Source organism: Bradyrhizobium sp. LLZ17 (genome assembly GCF_041200145.1).
Classification (GTDB): domain Bacteria; phylum Pseudomonadota; class Alphaproteobacteria; order Rhizobiales; family Xanthobacteraceae; genus Bradyrhizobium.
Map to the genome: position 1 here is coordinate 5,295,597 of NZ_CP165734.1, position 17,440 is coordinate 5,313,036.

The window sequence follows — 17,440 nt, forward strand, 5'->3', positions numbered from 1 at the left end:
GGGTGAGCGGGCAACGATGACCAATGTTATGTCGCAACACCTGCCGGCATTCACCGACTCAAAAACCTTCCGCGCCTTTCGCTCCGATCCGGCGCGATGGCTGCCGATCGCGCTCGACATCGCCCGCAGCCACGGCATCGACGTCGGTTCGCCGCAGGTGTTTTCGACCGGCACCAACCTCGTCGCAGGCCTCGATGATAAGCTGATCGTGAAACTCTTCCCGCCGTTGTTGCGCGCCCAGTTCGTCTCCGAGCGCGGCTCGCTGACACAGCTTGCCGGTCGCCTCCACCTGCCGATTCCCGAGATCGTTGCCGAAGGCGAGCGCGACGGCTGGCCTTATCTGATCATCACGCGCCTCGCCGGCACGCTCGGCTCGGAGATCTGGCCGCAGCTCGCGGAAGCACAGAAGGAGCGCGTGCTGCGCCAGATCGGCGCGACCATCGCCGCCGTGCAGCGCGCACCGCTCGGCCCGCTGGCGCAGCTCGACCCGCGCTGGGATGCGTTCACGCGCGCGCAGATGCAGGGCTGCCGCGACAGGCACGAACGGCTCGGTCTTGCGCCGAAATTCCTCGCCGGCCTCGACGATCTCCTGCGCGATGCCGCTGAGCTCATTCCCATGGACGCGCCGCCGGTGATTCTGATCGGCGAGTACATTCCAGAGAATTTTTTGCTGGCCTGCGACAACGGCGATTGGTCGCTCGCCGGCCTGTTCGACTTCGGCGACGTCAAGGCGGGATGGCGCGACTACGATCTGCTCGGCCCCAGCGCCTTCATGGCGGCGGGACGGCCCGGCCGCGTGCGCAGCCTGCTCGAAGGTTTTGGCTATGCGAAGCCGGACTACGCACTCAAGCGGCGGCTAATGGCCCTGATGCTGCTGCACCACGCCAGCGATCTCAACAGCCACATCTGCATCGAGGGCTGGCAGGAGAGGGCGAATGATCTGATCGAGCTCCAGGAGCTGATCTGGGCGGAGTAATTCACCGCTGCCGACCTCATCAACGCCGTCGTCCTGGACAAGCGAAGCGCAGATCCAGGACCCATTACCCCCGGAGGGGTTTTGCGAAGACTCGTGGTTGCCAGCTTGGCGCCGCAACTTCTTCCTGGGGTAATGGGTCCTGGCTTTCGCCAGGACGACGGCGGTTCAATAAGCCGCCTGCCAAACAAGCGAAGCTCGATTCAGCTTATTTTATAAGCAAATGCGTATCTTTGTATGCAACGCCCCAAAGCTTGGCCTTTGATCGACGGTCCGATCAATAGCTGTTTCATGTAAATATATCAGCGGCTTATGCTGGTTCAAACCCTCATTAAGCCTTGGCATGAACCTTGCGAATCCAGTTCCAACCAGAAACTTTTGCGTTGGAGCATTTTCATGAAGCGCCGCGATTTTCTGAAATCCGCCACCGGATTGGCCGCTGGCGCGGCGCTTCCGGCGATGCCCGCCGTGATCTCTTCGGCCAGGGCCGATGCGCGCTCGGAGACGCTGCTGATCGTGTCCGAGGGCGGCCCCAACAATCTCGACATCCACGGTGTCGGCACCAACGTGCCCGGCTATGAGGTGTCCTGGAATTGCTACGACCGGCTGATCAGCCACGAGATGAAGAGCGGCCCCGGCGGCGTACCCTATTACGACCGCGACAAGTTCAAGGGTGAGCTCGCCGACGACATGAAGATCGACGACATGTCGGTCACCTTCAAGCTGAAGAAGAACGCCAAATTCCACGACGGCGCGCCGGTCACCGCCAAGGACGTGAAGTGGTCGCTCGACCGCGCCGTCACCGTCGGCGGCTTCCCGACCTTCCAGATGAGCGCGGGCTCGCTGACCAAGCCCGAGCAGTTCGTCGTGATCGACGACAACACCGTGCGGGTCGATTTCGCGAAGAAAGATCGGCTGACGATTCCCGATCTCGCCGTGATCGTGCCCTGCGTCATCAATTCCGAGCTCGTGAAGAAGAACGCCAGCGAGAAGGATCCCTGGGGCCTCGAATGCACCAAGCAGCAGACCGCCGGCTCCGGCGCCTACAAGGTGACGAAGTGGACCGCGGGCACCGAAGTCGTGATGGAGCGCAACGAGGATTGGGTCGGTGGCCCCTTGCCGAAGATCAAGCGCGTGATCTGGCGCATGGTGCCGCAGGCCGGCAACCGCCGCGCGCTGCTGGAGCGCGGCGACGCCGACATCTCCTACGAATTGCCGTTCAAGGATTTCCAGGAGATGAAGGCGAGCGGCAAGCTCAACGTGGTGTCGCTGCCGTTCTCCAACGGCATCCAGTATATCGGCATGAACGTGACCAAGCCGCCGTTCGACAATGTGAAGGTGCGGCAGGCCATCGCCTATGCGCTGCCCTATCAGAAGATCATGGACGCGGTGCTGTTCGGCCTCGCCAATCCGATGTTCGGCGCAGCTGCGGACAAGCCGACCGAGGTCGCCTGGCCGCAGCCGCACAAATACAACACCGACATGGCGAAGGCGAAGGCGCTGCTCGCCGAGGCCGGTTACGCCAACGGCTTTGAGACGACGATTTCGTTCGACCTCAATTTTGCCGGCGTCAACGAGCCGCTCTGCGTGCTGGTGCAGGAATCACTCGCGCAGCTCGGCATCAAGACCACCATCAACAAGGTGCCCGGCGCCAACTGGCGCACCGAGTTGAACAAGAAGGAGATGCCGCTCTTCACCAACGTGTTCTCGGGCTGGCTCGATTACCCCGAATACTTCTTCTACTGGTGCTATCACGGCAACAATTCCGTCTTCAACACCATGAGCTACAAGTCGGCGGCGATGGACAAACTGATCGATGGCGCGCGCACCGCCGCCGCGACCGGCGACATGGCGACCTACGACACCGACGTGAAGGGCTTCGTCGATCTCGCCTATGCCGACATCCCACGCATCCCGCTCTACCAGCCCTTCGTCAACGTCGCGATGCAGAAGAACATCAGCGGATACGAATACTGGTTCCACCGCCGCCTGGATTATCGCGCGATGGCGAAGGGGTGAGGCGTGATGAGCGCGCGCGACAAGGCCGCGTCTCCAGGTTTTTGCCGATCAGGTGAGGCGAGTGCAGCTCTCTCATTCCCTCTCCCCTTGTGGGAGAGGGTGGCTCGCCGCGCAGCGGCGAGGTGGGTGAGGGGTAGCCGCGAACTCCGATCTCGCTTGGGGTTACCCCTCACCCCAACCCTCTCCCACAAGGGGATAGGGGGCGCAGCGGAGTATGCGGCGCTATCTCATTTCCACATCAGGAGTGCAGCCCCATGCTGACCATGATCGGCAAGCGGCTGATGTTCGCGATTCCGTCGCTGATCGGGGTCATCATCGTCACCTTCCTGCTGACCCGCGCGCTGCCGGGCGATCCGGCCGCGTATTTCGCCGGCCCCGCCGCCACGAAGGAAGCCGTCGAGCAGATCCGCAAGAAGCTCGGCCTCGACAAGCCGCTGATCGAGCAGTTCTTTCGCTACACCAACGATCTCGCCCATGGCGATTTCGGCAATTCGCTCACCACGGGCCAGCCGGTCGCGGCGGAAATCCGCAATCGCCTGCCGGCCTCCGCTGAACTCACGCTGATCGGCCTGATCGTCTCGATCGTGATCGCGATCCCGCTCGGGGTTCTTGCGGCGACGCGGCCGGGATCATGGGTCGATCATCTCTGTCGGGTGACGACGACGGCCGGCGTCTCGCTGCCGGTGTTCTTCACCGGCCTGGTGCTGGTCTATGTCTTCTATTTCCAGCTTGGCTGGTCGCCCGCGCCGCTCGGCCGTCTCGACGTGTTCTACAGCGCGCCGCCGACGCTGACCGGCTTCTACCTGATCGACACGCTGATCGCCCGCGACTTCGAGGCGTTCCGTTCGGCGCTGAGCCAGCTCATCTTGCCGGCGACGACGCTGGCGATCTTCTCGCTGGCGCCGATCGCGCGCATGACGCGTGCCTCGATGCTGGCGGTGCTATCGTCGGAATTCGTGCGGACCGCGCGCGCCAGCGGCCTGTCGCCGGCAACCGTCATCGTCACCTACGCCTTCCGCAACGCGATGCTGCCCGTCATCACCACGCTCAGCATGGTGTTCTCGTTCCTGCTGGGCGCCAACGTGCTGGTGGAGAAAGTGTTTGCCTGGCCCGGCATCGGCTCCTACGCGGTGGAAGCATTGATCTCGTCGGACTTCGCGCCGGTGCAGGGCTTCGTGCTGACCATGGCGGTGATGTACGTGCTGCTCAATCTCGTGATCGACATTCTCTATGGCGTAATCGATCCACGCGTGCGGCTGGAAGGGTAGAGCATGATCCGGAAAAGTGGGCACCGGTTTTCCGATCAGATCATACTCAAAAGGATAGAGTCATGAGCACCGTTGCGCCTGCTGTTGAACCCGTTGGTCCCGCGCGGACGTCGGGATTTGCTGCGCTCATCGAGCAGACCCGCTACGTCCTCGGTGAGAACAAGGTCACCGGCTTTGCCTTCGCGCTGTTGATCGTGATCCTCATCGCCGCGATCTTCGGGCCCTATGTGGTGCCCTATGATCCGCTGGCATCCGATACCGCGGCGTCGCTGAAGCCCCCGTCCGCCGCGCACTGGTTCGGGACCGACCAATTGGGCCGCGATATCTTCAGCCGCGTCGTCGTGGCGACGCGCCTCGATACGTTCATTGCGGTCGCCTCCGTCGTGCTGGTGTTCTTGATGGGCGGGCTCGCCGGCATCGCCGCCGGCTACTTCGGCGGCTGGACCGACCGCATCGTCGGCCGCGTCGCCGACACCATTATGGCCTTCCCGCTGTTCGTGCTGGCGATGGGCATCGTCGCGGCGCTTGGCAACACCGTGCAGAACATCATTCTGGCCACAGCCATCGTGAACTTCCCGCTCTATGCCCGCGTCGCGCGCGCCGAGGCCAACGTCCGCCGCAACGCCGGTTTCGTGCAGGCCGCGCGCCTCTCCGGCAACGGCGAGTTTCGCATCCTGCTGGTGCACATTTTGCCGAACATCATGCCGATCATGATCGTGCAGATGTCGCTGACCATGGGCTACGCCATCCTCAACGCCGCCGGCCTCTCCTTCATCGGCCTCGGCGTCCGCCCGCCGACCGCGGAATGGGGCATCATGGTCGCCGAAGGCGCGGGCTTCATGGTCTCCGGCGAATGGTGGATCGCATTGTTTCCGGGGCTCGCTTTGATGATCGCCGTGTTCTGCTTCAACCTCCTCGGCGACGGCCTGCGCGACATCGTCGACCCGCAGCGGAGGACGTGATGGCTGGGTTGCGCGTAAATTTCCGCTCAAAATTCTCCAATAAAATCAATCCAGTTCTACTGTGCATGGGGTTGTTTTCGACCTTCTTGCTTGGGAGGCACCCGTGACCGCCCAGCCTCTGCTCGACGTTCAGGACCTCACCGTCGAATTCACCACCCGCCGCGGCATCGTCAAGGCGGTGCGGCACGTCAACATCTCGGTCGCGAAGGGCGAGACGCTGGCCATCGTCGGCGAGTCCGGCTCGGGCAAGTCGGTGACGTCCTACGCGGTGATGCGCATCCTCGAGCGTGCGGGCCGGATCGCCGAGGGCTCGGTGATGTTCTCCGGCATCGACGTCAAGGCCGCGAGCGAAAACCAGATGCGCGATCTGCGCGGTCGCGAAGTCTCGATGATCTTCCAGAATCCGCGCGCCGCGCTCAACCCGATCCGCAAAGTGGGCGACCAGATCGAGGACGTGCTGCGCACCCATGTGCAGCAGGCCATGGTCGCCGATCGCGGTGAGAAGGCGATCGAGGCGCTGGAGCAGGTCAAGATCGCCCGGCCGCGCGAGCGCTACCACGCCTATCCGTTCGAGCTTTCGGGCGGCATGTGCCAGCGCGTCGTCATCGCGCTCGCGCTCGCCTGCAATCCGCAACTGCTGATCGCGGACGAGCCGACCACCGGCCTCGACGTCACCACGCAGAAGGCGGTGATGGACCTGATCGTCGAGCTGACCAAGCGCAAGTCGATGTCGACCATCCTGATCACGCATGATCTCGGGCTCGCCGCCGCCTATTGCGACCGCGTCGTGGTGATGGAGAAGGGCCGCGTGGTCGAGACCGCGAAGGCCACCGACATCTTCGCCAACCCGCAGCACCCCTACACCAAGAAGCTGATGCGCGCGACGCCACGGCTTGGCGTCAGCCTGCGGGATCTGTTGCCGGAAGAGGAAGGCGCTGCACCCACTGTCGCGAGCGTTGCGCCCGCGGAATCCGCTCCGACCGCCGCAGCCGGCCAGACGCCCCTCCTCCTCATCGAAAAGCTCATCAAGGAATATCCCCGCCAGGGCGCCACCGCGACGCTCGGCAAATTGTTCGGCCGCAAGCCGCCGGTCGAGCCGGATGTCTTCCGCGCCGTCGACGGCATTAGCTTCTCGATCGGTCATGGCGAGAGCGTCGGCCTGGTCGGCGAATCCGGCTGCGGCAAATCGACGACCTCGATGATGGTGATGCGGCTGCTCGACCAGACCTCCGGCCTGGTTCAGTTCGACGGCGAAGACATCGGCGCCATTCAGCCCGCCTCCTTCGCCCGGCTGCCGCAGCGCAGCCGGATCCAGATGGTGTTCCAGGACCCGACCGACAGCCTCAACCCGCGCTTCACCGCCGTGCGCGCCATCGCGGACCCGATCATGCAGCTCGGCGACATCAGGGGCCGCGACGCGCTCCGCGCCCGCTGCGAGGAGCTGGCCACCATGGTCGGCCTGCCGCTCAACCTGCTGGATCGCTTCCCGCATCAATTGTCCGGCGGCCAGAAGGCCCGCGTCGGCATCGCGCGGGCCATCGCCCTGCATCCCAATCTCGTCATCCTGGACGAGCCGACGGCGGCGCTGGACGTCTCGGTCCAGGCGGTCGTGCTGAACCTGCTGCAGGCCCTCAAGGCGCGGCTAGGTATGAGCTATCTGTTCGTCTCGCATGATCTGAACGTAGTGCGCTTGTTGTGCGATCGTGTCATTGTCATGCGGTCGGGTCGAATCGTCGAGGAAGGGACTTCCGAGAGGGTGTTGAGCGATCCGCAGGACGACTACACCAAGGAGCTGCTGACGGCGATCCCGCATCCGCCGTTGCGAGTCCACTGAGAGCCTGTTTGGGAGCGTGATGGCCGAACCGCTGGACGATTATATCGACGCTGTCGCGAAAGCATTGGCGTTGCCGGTCGAGGAGGCCTGGAGGCCTGCCATTCGCGCCAATCTCGATGTCTCGTTGCGGCTCGCCCGCATGGTCGACGATTTCGCGCTGCCGGACGAGACCGAGCCGGCGCCCGTGTTCGCGCTGCCATGACCACCAAGCCCGATGCAACGGCTGCCGAGATCGCCAAGGCGGTGGCCGGCGGCAAATTGTCCGCGCTCGATTCGATCGATGCCGCGCTGGCGCGGATCGAGCAGCACGACGGCGTCCTCAATTCCTTCACCGCCGTCACGGCCGATCGCGCCCGCACCAAGGCGTGCGCGATCGATGCCGATATCGCCGCCGGCAAGACGGTCGGCCCGCTCGCCGGCGTTCCCTTTGCGGTGAAGAACCTGTTCGACGTTGCTGGCCTTTCGACCCGCGCCGGCTCGAAGATCAACCGCGATCTCGCGCCCGCCAAGCGCGACGCCACTTTGATTGAACGTATGGAAGCCGCCGGCGCCGTGCTGGTCGGCGCGCTCAACATGGGCGAATACGCCTATGATTTCACCGGCGAGAACGTGCATGACGGCCCCTCGCGCAATCCGCACGACACGACGCGAATGAGCGGCGGCTCCTCCGGCGGTTCGGGGAGCGCCGTCGGCGGCGCGCTGGTGCCGATCGCGCTGGGATCGGACACTAACGGTTCGATTCGCGTGCCGTCGTCGTTCTGCGGCATCTTTGGCCTGAAGCCGACCTATGGCCGGCTGTCGCGCGCGCGCTCGTTTCCGTTCGTCGCGAGCCTCGATCACCTCGGTCCGTTTGCGCGCAACGTCACCGACCTCGCGCTCGCGTATGATGCGATGCAGGGGCCGGATGCCGACGATGCGGCCTGCACCAATCGTGGTCTCGAACCGACGACGCCGCTGCTCGCCAATCCGGTTTCCGACCTGCGCATCGCGATCGCCGGCGGGTACTTCCAGAACAATTTGTTTCCGGAAGCCGTAGAAGCCGTCGCTCGCGTCGTCAAGGCGCTCGGCGCAACGCAGATCGTCGAGATCCCCGAAGCCGCGCGCGCCCGCGCGGCGGCCTATGTCATCACCACCACCGAAGGCGCCTCGCTGCATCTCGATCGCCTGCGCAAGCGCCCGAACGATTTCGATCCGGCGGTGCGCGACCGGCTGATCGCGGGCGCCATGGTGCCGGCACCGATGGTCGATCGCGCGCAAAAATTCCGCCGCTGGTATCGCGCGCAGCTCGCCGAAATCTTCAAGTCGGTGGACGTGCTGATCGCGCCGGCAACGCCCTGCACCGCGCCGAAGCTCGGTCAGGTCAATTTCAATCTCGGTGGGGTCGAATTGCCGGTGCGTGCCAATATCGGCATCCACACCCAGCCGATCTCGTTCATCGGCTTGCCCGTGGTGGCGGTGCCCGTGCCGCTCGAGCCGCTGCCGATCGGCGTGCAGATCATTGCCGCGCCCTGGCGCGAGGACATCGCGTTGCGCGTCGCATACGCATTGGAACAGATGGGCGTTGTGTCGGCGCCCGCGCCGAGAGGATTTTGAGATGGAGGTCGATCTCCCGGATGTGCTTGCGGAAGTGAAGGCGGCGTTCGAGCGCTACGAGCAGGCGCTGGTCACCAACGACGTGGCTGTGCTCGGTGAGCTCTTCCGCAATGATCCCCGCACGCTGCGCTACGGCGTCGGTGAAAATCTCTACGGCTACGACGCGATCTCCGGCTTCCGCGCCGGACGCTCGCCGATCGGCCTCAACCGCCGCACCGCGAAAACCGTGATCACCAGCTACGGCCGCGACACGGCCGTGGCCTCCACCCTGTTTTATCGGGACACCTTGCCCGGCAAGGTCGGCCGGCAGATGCAGACCTGGGTCCGCTTCCCGGAGGGCTGGCGCGTTGTCGCCGCCCATGTCAGCATCATCGACGAGCCGAAAGAGATTTGACCGTATGACGCTTGACGATCTTCCGCCCGGAACGCTGCCGACCGAGCCGGTGGTGCCGCGCGTCGACCGGGCGTCGCCTTCGGTGCAGAAAGTCACGCGCGCCGAGGAACTGCGTCTTCAGCTCGCGGACGAGATCGTGCGCGGCGCTCTCGCCCCCGGCGCGCCGCTGGACGAGACCGATATCGCACGTCGCTTCAGCGTGTCGCGTACGCCTGTGCGCGAGGCGCTGCGTCAACTGGTCGCGAGCGGCCTGGTCGAAGCGCGCGCCCATCGCGGCGCGGTCGTCGCGCAGCCCTCGTTCGAGCGGCTGACGGGCATGTTCGAGGCGATGGCAGAGCTCGAAGCGCTCTGCGCCGGCCTCGCCGCCGAGCGCATGTCTGTCACCGAGCGCCACGGCCTCGAAGCCATCCATGAAGAGCTGCGCGTGTTGAGCTACGCCGGCAATCCCGATCGCTTCCACGAGGTCAACGAGCGCTTTCACAATGCGATCTATGCCGGCTCGCAGAACGGCTACATCGCCGAGATCACGCTCGCTACGCGCGTGCGCGTGCAACCGTTCCGCCGCGCCCAGTTCCGCAATCTCGGCCGCCTCGCCAAATCGCAAGCCGAACACGACCGCGTCGTCGTTTCCATTATGCGCGGCGACAAGCAAGGCGCCGCGGCCGCGATGCGCGCGCATATCGAATTGGTGCGCGGGGAGTATGAGATTTACGCGGTGTCGGTGTAGGCTGCGCGCTCGGTGCCGTAGGGTGGGCAAAGGCGCAAAGCGCCGTGCCCACGATCCATCCGCACCGCTGGTGTAAAGGGTGGGCACGCTTCGCTTTGCCCACCCTACGAGAGCTACGCTGTCGCGGCTTCCGCCATATACTTCCGCCACCCACCATACGCGCTGATGTCGCGGGCTTCGCCCAGCACCTCCGGCTCGACAAGAAAGCCCTTGACGCTGCGGCCATCGGCAAGTCGGATCGTGCCGATCGCCATCGGCGCAGGAATCGCATTGACGAACTTGCCGAAGGCCGATGACGACAGCGACCAGATCTCAAGCTCGATCGATGCGCCCTTGCCGGCCTTGACGCGCAGCATGCCCGGCTTTGGCGGCGTGGTCTGCAGCGCATAGAGCTTGTAGTCGGGCGCAGTCGTGGTCGCCTCGATCAGCTTTCCGTTGAGGGCCTTCAGCTCGCCGTTCAGCGCCATGCCGGAGAGATGCGCGCCCACCACCGCGATCGGAATCTCGTCGGCCACGTGTTCGGGAAGCGGCGCCAGCGGGCTTGCGCCACGCCCTTGGCGCCAAGGGTCAGTCTGGTGTCGGCGTGGAAGACGCGGCCGATGCTGGCGAGAAGCGCGTCACGTCCTGCGGGGGCGAGCAGCGTGATCCCAAATGGAATGCCGTCGCCACGAATCGCAGCCGGCAGCGCGAGGCCGCAGAGATCGAGCAGGTTGACGAAGTTGGTATAGGTCCCGAGCCGGCTGTTCAGCTCGACGGGATTGGCAAGCACCTGTGCGGTCGTATACGCCGTCGGTGCCGTTGGCAGCACCAGCGCGTCGATATTGGTGAAGGTGCGCTCGGCGATCTTGCGCAATCCCTGCAAGCGGTAGAGCGCGGAGAAAGTTTCGGCTGCCGTCAACCGCGCGCCGGCAGCGGTGATCTCGCGGGTGACGGGATGGATCGAGTCCGGTGCCGAGGCGAGCAGATTGCGGATCACGAGATAGCGTTCGGCGACCCACGGCCCCTCATAGAGCAGCCGCGCGGTTTCGTAGAACGGCTCGAGGTCGAACTCGACCAGCGTTGCGCCAAGTGACGTCCAGCGCTGCAGCGCCTCGCCGTAAGCCGCTTCCGCTTTTTTGTCGCCGAAGAAGATCAGTTGCCCGTTGCGCGGCACGCCGAGACGCATCCTGGCCGGGAACGGCGTGATGGCGCCAAGCGGCCGGTCGCGCGAGAACGGATCGGCCTGGTCCGGCCCAGCCATGACCGACAGCGCAAGCGCGGCATCGTCGACCGTGAGTGCGAATACCGAGATGCAGTCGAGCGTGCGGCAGGCCGGCACGAGGCCCGCGGTCGAGATCATGCCGAGGCTCGGCTTCAGCCCGACGATGTTGTTGAGCATGGCCGGCACGCGGCCGCTGCCCGCGGTGTCGGTCCCCAACGAGAGCGGCACGAGGCCTGCGCCGACGGCGGTCGCCGATCCCGAGCTCGAGCCGCCGGGAATGAGATCGTCGCGGATCGCGTTTTTGGGAATGCCATAGGGCGAGCGGACGCCGACAAGACCGGTCGCGAACTGGTCGAGATTGGTCTTGCCGATGATGATCGCGCCGGCAGCGCGCAGGCGCTGCACCGCGGTGGAATCATGCGCCGGCGTGTAGGAGAAGGCCGGGCAGGCCGCCGTGGTCGGAAAGCCCAGCGCGTCGATATTGTCCTTCACTGCGACCGGGATGCCGTAGAGCGGCAGGTTTGCTGCGTCTGGCCGCGCAGCAAGCTTCTCGGCCTCCGCGATCGCGTCCGTCTCGTCGCGCAGGCTGATGAAGACGGCGGGATCGTTGTGGTCGCGGACGCGCTGGTAGGTTCGCGCGACCGTCTGCGCCGGCGTGACCGTGCCTGCGCGATGTGCGGCCACAATCGCGGCGATCGTTTCAGGCTGCTCAGCCCCCATGGTGACAAAACTCCGGCAACGTGTCCTCACCTGGATTGAAGCAAGCGATGTGCCATTGTGTACAGAATCCGGGCACGCCCGCCGTTCCGGATATTATAGAAGGATCAGTGACTTGGTGGATATTTCGATTGTCCCATGCACTATCGGGCCGACGCCCTGTTCCGGGCATATGCTCAAATCGTGGGCAGTCCGGATCAGGTGAAGCAGGCGTGCATTTCGAGCCGCCGCTGCTGGTTCGTCGTTCGAGGTTGGCGAACAGACGTACCAGCCGGGCGCGCTCGATCCCCAGCCCGCTGGCGCTGATCCCGCTGTGGACGACAATAATTGCTATACTCAACTTCATGGCCAAGCAGCCCGGGACGAGGCTGCGGCCGCTCCCGGCTCGCCGGGCGAGGAGGAAACCGATGACAACCGCCCTTCGCGGTGACGCTGCAAGCCTGTTCGCCACGCCAAAGACCGTCGCCGAGCATCGCGCCGACGGCAGCATCGTGCTGCGATCGTCCGAGCCCTTGCGCGACAGCGCGCGCTGCATCGGCGACTGGCTCGAGCAATGGGCGCGGCAGGCACCCGATACGATCTTCCTCGCCGAGCGCGGCAACGCCGAAGCACCCTGGACCACCGTCACCTACGCGCAGGCGCTGCGGCGGGTGCGCGGGGCAGCATCGTGGATTTTGGCGCAGGGTCTCGGTGCTGAACGCCCGCTCGTCATCCTCTCCGACAACAGCATCGACCATGCGCTGCTCGCGCTTGCCGCCCAGCATGTCGGCGTGCCCTCGGCCGCGATCTCGCCGGCCTATTCGCTGATGTCAAAGGACTTCGACAAGCTCAAGAGCATGATCACGCTGCTGCAGCCCGGCGCGATATACGTTTTCGCGACCAGGCCGTACGCGGCGGCGCTGGCCGCGATCAAGCCTCTGCATCGGGCCGAGATCATCAGCGGCAATGCCGATGATGCCGACGCGCTTGCGTTCCGGACCATCGCGGCAACGCCGGAAACTTCCGGCGTCGCAACAGCGTTCGCCGCGGTGACGCCGGACACGATCGCAAAATTCCTGTTCACCTCGGGTTCGACCGGCACGCCGAAGGCCGTCGTCAACACCCAGCGCATGCTGACCTCGAGCCAGCAGGCCAAGGCGCAGACCTGGACCTTTCTCGCGCAGAGCCCGGGCGAGCTTGTCATTCTCGATTGGCTGCCCTGGAGCCACACGTTTGGCGCCAACCACAATTTCAATCTCGTGCTGCGCAATGGCGGATCGCTCTATATCGACGGCGGCAAGCCCGTGCCCGGCCTGTTCGCAACCTCGCTCGCAGATCTCAAAAGCGTCATGCCGACCGTCTATTTCAACGTGCCGCGCGGCTTCGACATGCTGATCGCGGCGCTGCGCGGCGACGAGGAGCTGCGCCGCCGTTTCTTCGGTGAGGTGAAATTCGCCTTCTATGCGGGCGCGGCACTGCCGCAGAACCTCTGGGATGCGCTCGAACAGCTTTCCGTCGAGACCATCGGCCGCACGCTGCCGATGGTGTCGGCCTGGGGCTCGACCGAGACCTCGCCGCTTGCAACCGACTGCCATTTTCTCGCCGAGCGCTCCGGCAATATCGGCGTGCCGATTCCAGGGACGGAGCTGAAGCTCGTTCCCTCCGGCGACAAGCTGGAGGTTCGCGTGCGCGGCCCCAACGTCACACCCGGCTATTGGAAGGCGCCGGAATTGACGCAGCAGGCTTTCGACGCGGAGGGCTTCTATCTGATCGGCGATGCCGTGAAATTCGCCGATCCCGCGCGGCCCGAGCGCGGGCTGTTTTTCGACGGCCGCGTCGCGGAAGACTTCAAGCTCAATTCCGGCACTTGGGTCAATGTCGGCACGCTACGCGTCGCCGGCATTGCCGCGCTGGCGCCGCTCGCGCAGGATATCGTCGTGGCCGGTCACGGGGGAGACGAAGTGCGCTTCCTCGTTTTCCCGAACATTGCCGCTTGCCGTGCACATGCCGGCCTGCCCGAGGCGGCGGCCATCAATGATGTACTTGGCCATGACAAGGTCAGGACCGCGATCGCGCAGGGTCTCGCGAAGCTGAAGCAGCAGGGCGCCAACTCCTCCGGCCACGCCACCCGCGCGTTGCTGCTGGCGGAGCCGCCGTCGGTCGATGGCGGCGAGATCACCGACAAGGGCTACATCAACCAGCGCGCGGTGCTCACGCGCCGTGCCGATGCTGTGGCGCGGTTGAATGATGATGCCTCGGAGGAGTGGAAACGGCAGCTCTTCGCGTTAGGTGGGCGGCCGTAGGCCACCTCTCCCTGTTGTCATTGCGAGCGCAGCGAAGCAATCCAGAGTCTTTCCGCAGAGGGGATTCTCGATTGCTTCGCTTGCGCTCGCAATGACGGGGCCGAAAACAGCGCGCCAATACGCCAGCAAACCTGCCGCATTATCCTGCAGGATTCTTTTGTTGCCTAAGCAACTAATTTGTGTGCATCGTTCCGGACAAGATGACGGCGGGAGAACCGCTGCGTCGAATCTCGGAGGAAGCAATGCTCGGCCGGATCGGTGCCGTCGGCAAACGCCGGCGCATAACGGGAGACGATAGGGGACCGCGCTTGATGCGCGACCGGTCAGGCCCCGCTGCCGTCGGTCACCGCGCCGAGATTTTCATGCAGCCGGCGCAACAGGCCGATCAGGACCTCGCGCTCGTCCTCGCCGAGGCAGGACAGCAGCCGCCGTTCGCGCTCCAGCGCCGCGACGATGACTTTATCGTGGGCGGCGCGGCCCTTCGCCGTCAGCGCGATCGAATGGGTGCGGCCGTCGTTCGGATCGGTGCGGATCGACACCAGCCCGCGCTTTTCCAGACCGGCAAGCGTCCGGCTCACCGGGCCTTTATCGAAGCCGATAACTTGGCAGATGCGGGAGGCCGGAATGCCCGGTTCGATCGCCAGCAGCGACATGATCCGCCACTCTGTGACGTTGACGCCGAACTGCCGCTGATAGAACGCGGTCGCGCTATTGGACAGCTTGTTGGCGATGAAGGTGATGATCGCCGGGACGTAGCGGTCGAGATCGAGCGTCGGTCCCAGCTCGGCGGGCGCAGGCTTCTGGCGAGGTCTGGAAGGCGGCGGCATGTCGGGATTCTGACTCGCGGGATGTTCGCAGACCTAAGGGTATGCGGCGAGCTTTCACAAGATCAAAATGAGGGAGAACTTCAATGAGCGCATCCGGCTCCCCAGCATCAAGCGGTCCGTCGGTCGTCCCCCATCTCGACGTCGATCCCTTTGCGACGAGTTTTTTTGCTGATCCCTATCCCACGCACGAGCTGCTGCGGGAGGCGGGGCCGGTCGTCTATCTCGACAAGTGGAATGTCTATGGCGTAGCGCGCTTCGCCGAGGTCCATGCCGTGCTGAACGATCCCGCGACCTTCTGTTCCAGCCGCGGTGTCGGCCTCTCCGATTTCAAGAAGGAAACGCCGTGGCGGCCGCCGAGCCTGATCCTAGAAGCCGATCCGCCCGCGCACACGCGGACTCGCGCCGTGCTGTCAAAAGTGCTGTCGCCGACCGTGATGAAGGGGCTGCGCGACCGTTTTGCGGCAGCGGCCGAGGCGCGGGTGGACGTGCTTCTCGACAAGCGCAGTTTCGATGCGGTCACGGATCTCGCGGAAGCCTATCCGCTCTCGATCTTCCCGGATGCGTTGGGGCTGAAGCCGGATGGCCGCGAGCATCTCATCCCCTATGCGAGCGTCGTGTTCAACGCCTTCGGTCCGCCCAACGAGCTGCGTCAGGAGGCAATCGCGCGCTCGGCGCCGCACCAGGCCTATGTCACCGCTCAATGCCAGCGCGACAATCTCACGCCGGGCGGCATCGGTTCCTGCATCCATGCCCAAGTCGACGAGGGCGCGATCACGGCGGCGGAGGCGCCGTTGCTGGTGCGCTCGCTTTTGTCGGCCGGCCTCGACACCACCGTCAACGGCATCGGTGCTGCCGTCTATTGCCTCGCGCGCTTCCCGGAGCAGTGGCGGCGCTTGCGTGGCGATCTCACGCTCGCGCGCAATGCTTTCGAGGAGGCAGTGCGATTCGAGAGCCCGGTGCAGACATTCTTCCGCACCACGACGCGTGAGGTCGAGCTGTCCGGCGCGAGCATCGGCGAGGGCGAGAAAGTGCTGATGTTCCTCGCCGCCGCCAATCGCGATCCGCGGCGCTGGGATAATCCCGACAATTACGACATCACGCGCCGCACCTCGGGCCATGTCGGCTATGGCTCGGGCATTCACATGTGCGTCGGCCAGCTCGTGGCGCGGCTCGAAGGCGAGACAATGCTGACAGCGTTGGCGCGCCGTGTCGCGAAGATCGAGATCACGGGCGAACCGAAGCGCCGCTTCAACAACACGCTGCGCGGGCTCGATAGCCTGCCCGTCGCCATCACGCCGGTTTAAAGGGGGAAATCATGAAGCATCTGAAGTGGACGCTTGCGCTGGCCGCAAGCCTTGTGAGCGGCGCCGCAAGTGCCGAGATATCCGACAATGTCGTGCGTGTCGGCGTGCTCAACGATATTTCCGGTATCTTCCAGGACACCAATGGCATGGGCTCGGTCGAGGCCGCGCGCATGGCGGCGGAAGACTTCAACGGCGGCGGCAAAGGCATCAAGGTCGAAATCGTTTATGCCGACCACCAGAACAAGGCTGACGTGGGCAACGCCATTGCGCGAAAGTGGCTCGATGCCGACGGCATCGACGCTATCGTCGACGTGCCGAACTCCGCCGTCGGTCTCTCGATCAACACGCTGCTGCGCGACAGCCGCATGACCTTCCTGGCCTCGTCGACGGCAAGCTCCGATCTCACCGGCAAGGCCTGCTCGCCCAACACCATCCAATGGGTCAACGACGCATGGGCGACCGGCAACACCACGGCAGCCGCGATGATGTCGCGCGGCGGCAAGGACTGGTATTTCCTCACAGTCGACTACGCGCTGGGCAAGGGCATCGAGGCCGAAGCACAGAAATACATCGAGGCGCACGGCGGCAAGGTGATCGGCTCCTCGAAACATCCGCTCGGCACTTCCGACTTCGCCTCGTTCCTGTTGCAGGCGCAGGGTTCGAAGGCGCAGGTGATCGGGCTCGCCAATGCCGGCGGCGACACCATCAATGCGGTGAAGCAGGCGGCCGAGTTCGGCATCCAGCAGGGCGGGCAAAAGCTGGTGGCGTTCCTGCTCTTCATCAACGACGTCCACGGCATGGGCATCAAGGTCGCGCAAGGGCTCCAGCTCATGGAGGCCTTCTACTGGGACATGAACGACGACACCCGGGCGTTTGCAAAACGCTTCGCCGCGCGGCCCGGCATGAATGGCAAGATGCCGAGCGGTAACCAGGCGGGCGTCTATGCCGCCACGCTCGCGTACCTCAACGCGATCGCCGCGACCGGCAGCGACAATGCCAAGGACGTCGTGCCCGAGATGAAGAAGTTCAAAGGCAAAGACAAGCTGTTCGGCGATACCGCCATCCGCCAGGACGGCCGCGTCGTGCATCCGATGTATCTGTCGAAGTGAAGAAGCCGGAGGAGTCGAAATATCCGTACGACTATTACAAGCTGGTCTCGACGATTCCTGCCGATCAGGCGTTTCGTCCGATGGCGGCAGGTGGCTGTGAATTGGTGAAGTAGTGGCGGCCAGCACCGTTTGCCTCTCCCGCCTGCGGGGAGAGGCCGGAGTTTGCGGAGGCGGCTCCTTACCCCGACCGTCTCAGCGCGAGCGAAGCTCGTCACGGCCCCGTAAGAACG

General features: G+C 64.7%; 13 protein-coding genes and 1 pseudogene. 12 read left to right on the forward strand and 2 right to left on the reverse strand.

The annotated features are described in order from the left end of the window. Window positions 1-16 precede the first annotated feature (16 nt). The 9 genes from AB8Z38_RS25445 to AB8Z38_RS25485 all read left to right on the forward strand — a co-directional run bounded on the left by AB8Z38_RS25445 (window position 17) and on the right by AB8Z38_RS25485 (window position 9,770). Complete coding sequence (locus AB8Z38_RS25445) at window positions 17-976, forward strand: aminoglycoside phosphotransferase family protein (RefSeq protein WP_369720495.1); 960 nt, start codon at window positions 17-19, stop codon at window positions 974-976. A gap of 393 nt (window positions 977-1,369) precedes the next feature. Continuing rightward, window positions 1,370-2,992 (forward strand): ABC transporter substrate-binding protein, encoded by a 1,623-nt coding sequence (locus AB8Z38_RS25450; RefSeq protein ID WP_369720496.1) that lies wholly within the window; start codon window positions 1,370-1,372, stop codon window positions 2,990-2,992. A 254-nt stretch (window positions 2,993-3,246) separates the two neighbouring features. Further along, complete coding sequence (locus AB8Z38_RS25455) at window positions 3,247-4,260, forward strand: ABC transporter permease (protein ID WP_369720497.1); 1,014 nt, start codon at window positions 3,247-3,249, stop codon at window positions 4,258-4,260. Window positions 4,261-4,322: 62 nt separating this feature from the next. After that, the gene (locus AB8Z38_RS25460) at window positions 4,323-5,222 is read left to right on the forward strand and encodes an ABC transporter permease (protein ID WP_369720498.1); all 900 of its coding nucleotides are present in this window, start codon (window positions 4,323-4,325) and stop codon (window positions 5,220-5,222) included. Between the two features lie 103 nt (window positions 5,223-5,325). Next, on the forward strand, window positions 5,326-7,056 hold the full coding sequence (locus tag AB8Z38_RS25465) for a dipeptide ABC transporter ATP-binding protein (RefSeq protein ID WP_369720499.1): 1,731 nt from the start codon (window positions 5,326-5,328) through the stop codon (window positions 7,054-7,056). Between the two features lie 19 nt (window positions 7,057-7,075). Then, a complete protein-coding gene (locus tag AB8Z38_RS25470) occupies window positions 7,076-7,258 on the forward strand; it encodes a DUF4089 domain-containing protein (RefSeq protein WP_369720500.1) in 183 nt (60 codons plus the stop codon). Then, entirely contained in the window at window positions 7,255-8,649 is a 1,395-nt protein-coding gene (locus AB8Z38_RS25475; RefSeq protein ID WP_369720501.1) for an AtzE family amidohydrolase, read from the forward strand. Before AB8Z38_RS25470 ends, AB8Z38_RS25475 begins: the two co-directional genes overlap by 4 nt. Before the next feature lies 1 nt (window position 8,650). Beyond that, entirely contained in the window at window positions 8,651-9,043 is a 393-nt protein-coding gene (gene hpxZ, locus AB8Z38_RS25480) for an oxalurate catabolism protein HpxZ (RefSeq protein WP_369720502.1), read from the forward strand. A gap of 4 nt (window positions 9,044-9,047) precedes the next feature. Continuing rightward, window positions 9,048-9,770: a GntR family transcriptional regulator gene (locus AB8Z38_RS25485; protein WP_369720503.1), complete on the forward strand. Its 723-nt coding sequence runs from the start codon at window positions 9,048-9,050 to the stop codon at window positions 9,768-9,770. Window positions 9,771-9,883: 113 nt separating this feature from the next. On the opposite strand, the pseudogene atzF reads toward AB8Z38_RS25485, so the two are convergent. Next, a pseudogene (gene atzF / locus AB8Z38_RS25490) lies at window positions 9,884-11,691 on the reverse strand (allophanate hydrolase). A 404-nt stretch (window positions 11,692-12,095) separates the two neighbouring features. Between atzF and AB8Z38_RS25495 the strand changes: the two are divergent. After that, window positions 12,096-13,970: a feruloyl-CoA synthase gene (locus AB8Z38_RS25495; RefSeq protein ID WP_369720504.1), complete on the forward strand. Its 1,875-nt coding sequence runs from the start codon at window positions 12,096-12,098 to the stop codon at window positions 13,968-13,970. A gap of 323 nt (window positions 13,971-14,293) precedes the next feature. Here the strand turns inward: AB8Z38_RS25495 and AB8Z38_RS25500 are convergent, their stop codons facing one another. Continuing rightward, window positions 14,294-14,797: a MarR family winged helix-turn-helix transcriptional regulator gene (locus tag AB8Z38_RS25500; protein WP_369720505.1), complete on the reverse strand. Its 504-nt coding sequence runs from the start codon at window positions 14,795-14,797 to the stop codon at window positions 14,294-14,296. Window positions 14,798-14,880: 83 nt separating this feature from the next. Here AB8Z38_RS25500 and AB8Z38_RS25505 point away from each other — a divergent pair, with 83 nt between their 5' ends. Both AB8Z38_RS25505 and AB8Z38_RS25510 read left to right on the forward strand, forming a co-directional pair. Beyond that, complete coding sequence (locus AB8Z38_RS25505) at window positions 14,881-16,101, forward strand: cytochrome P450 (RefSeq protein ID WP_369720506.1); 1,221 nt, start codon at window positions 14,881-14,883, stop codon at window positions 16,099-16,101. Window positions 16,102-16,112: 11 nt separating this feature from the next. Next, entirely contained in the window at window positions 16,113-17,210 is a 1,098-nt protein-coding gene (locus tag AB8Z38_RS25510; RefSeq protein ID WP_369720507.1) for an ABC transporter substrate-binding protein, read from the forward strand. The last annotated feature ends 230 nt before the right edge of the window (window positions 17,211-17,440 follow it).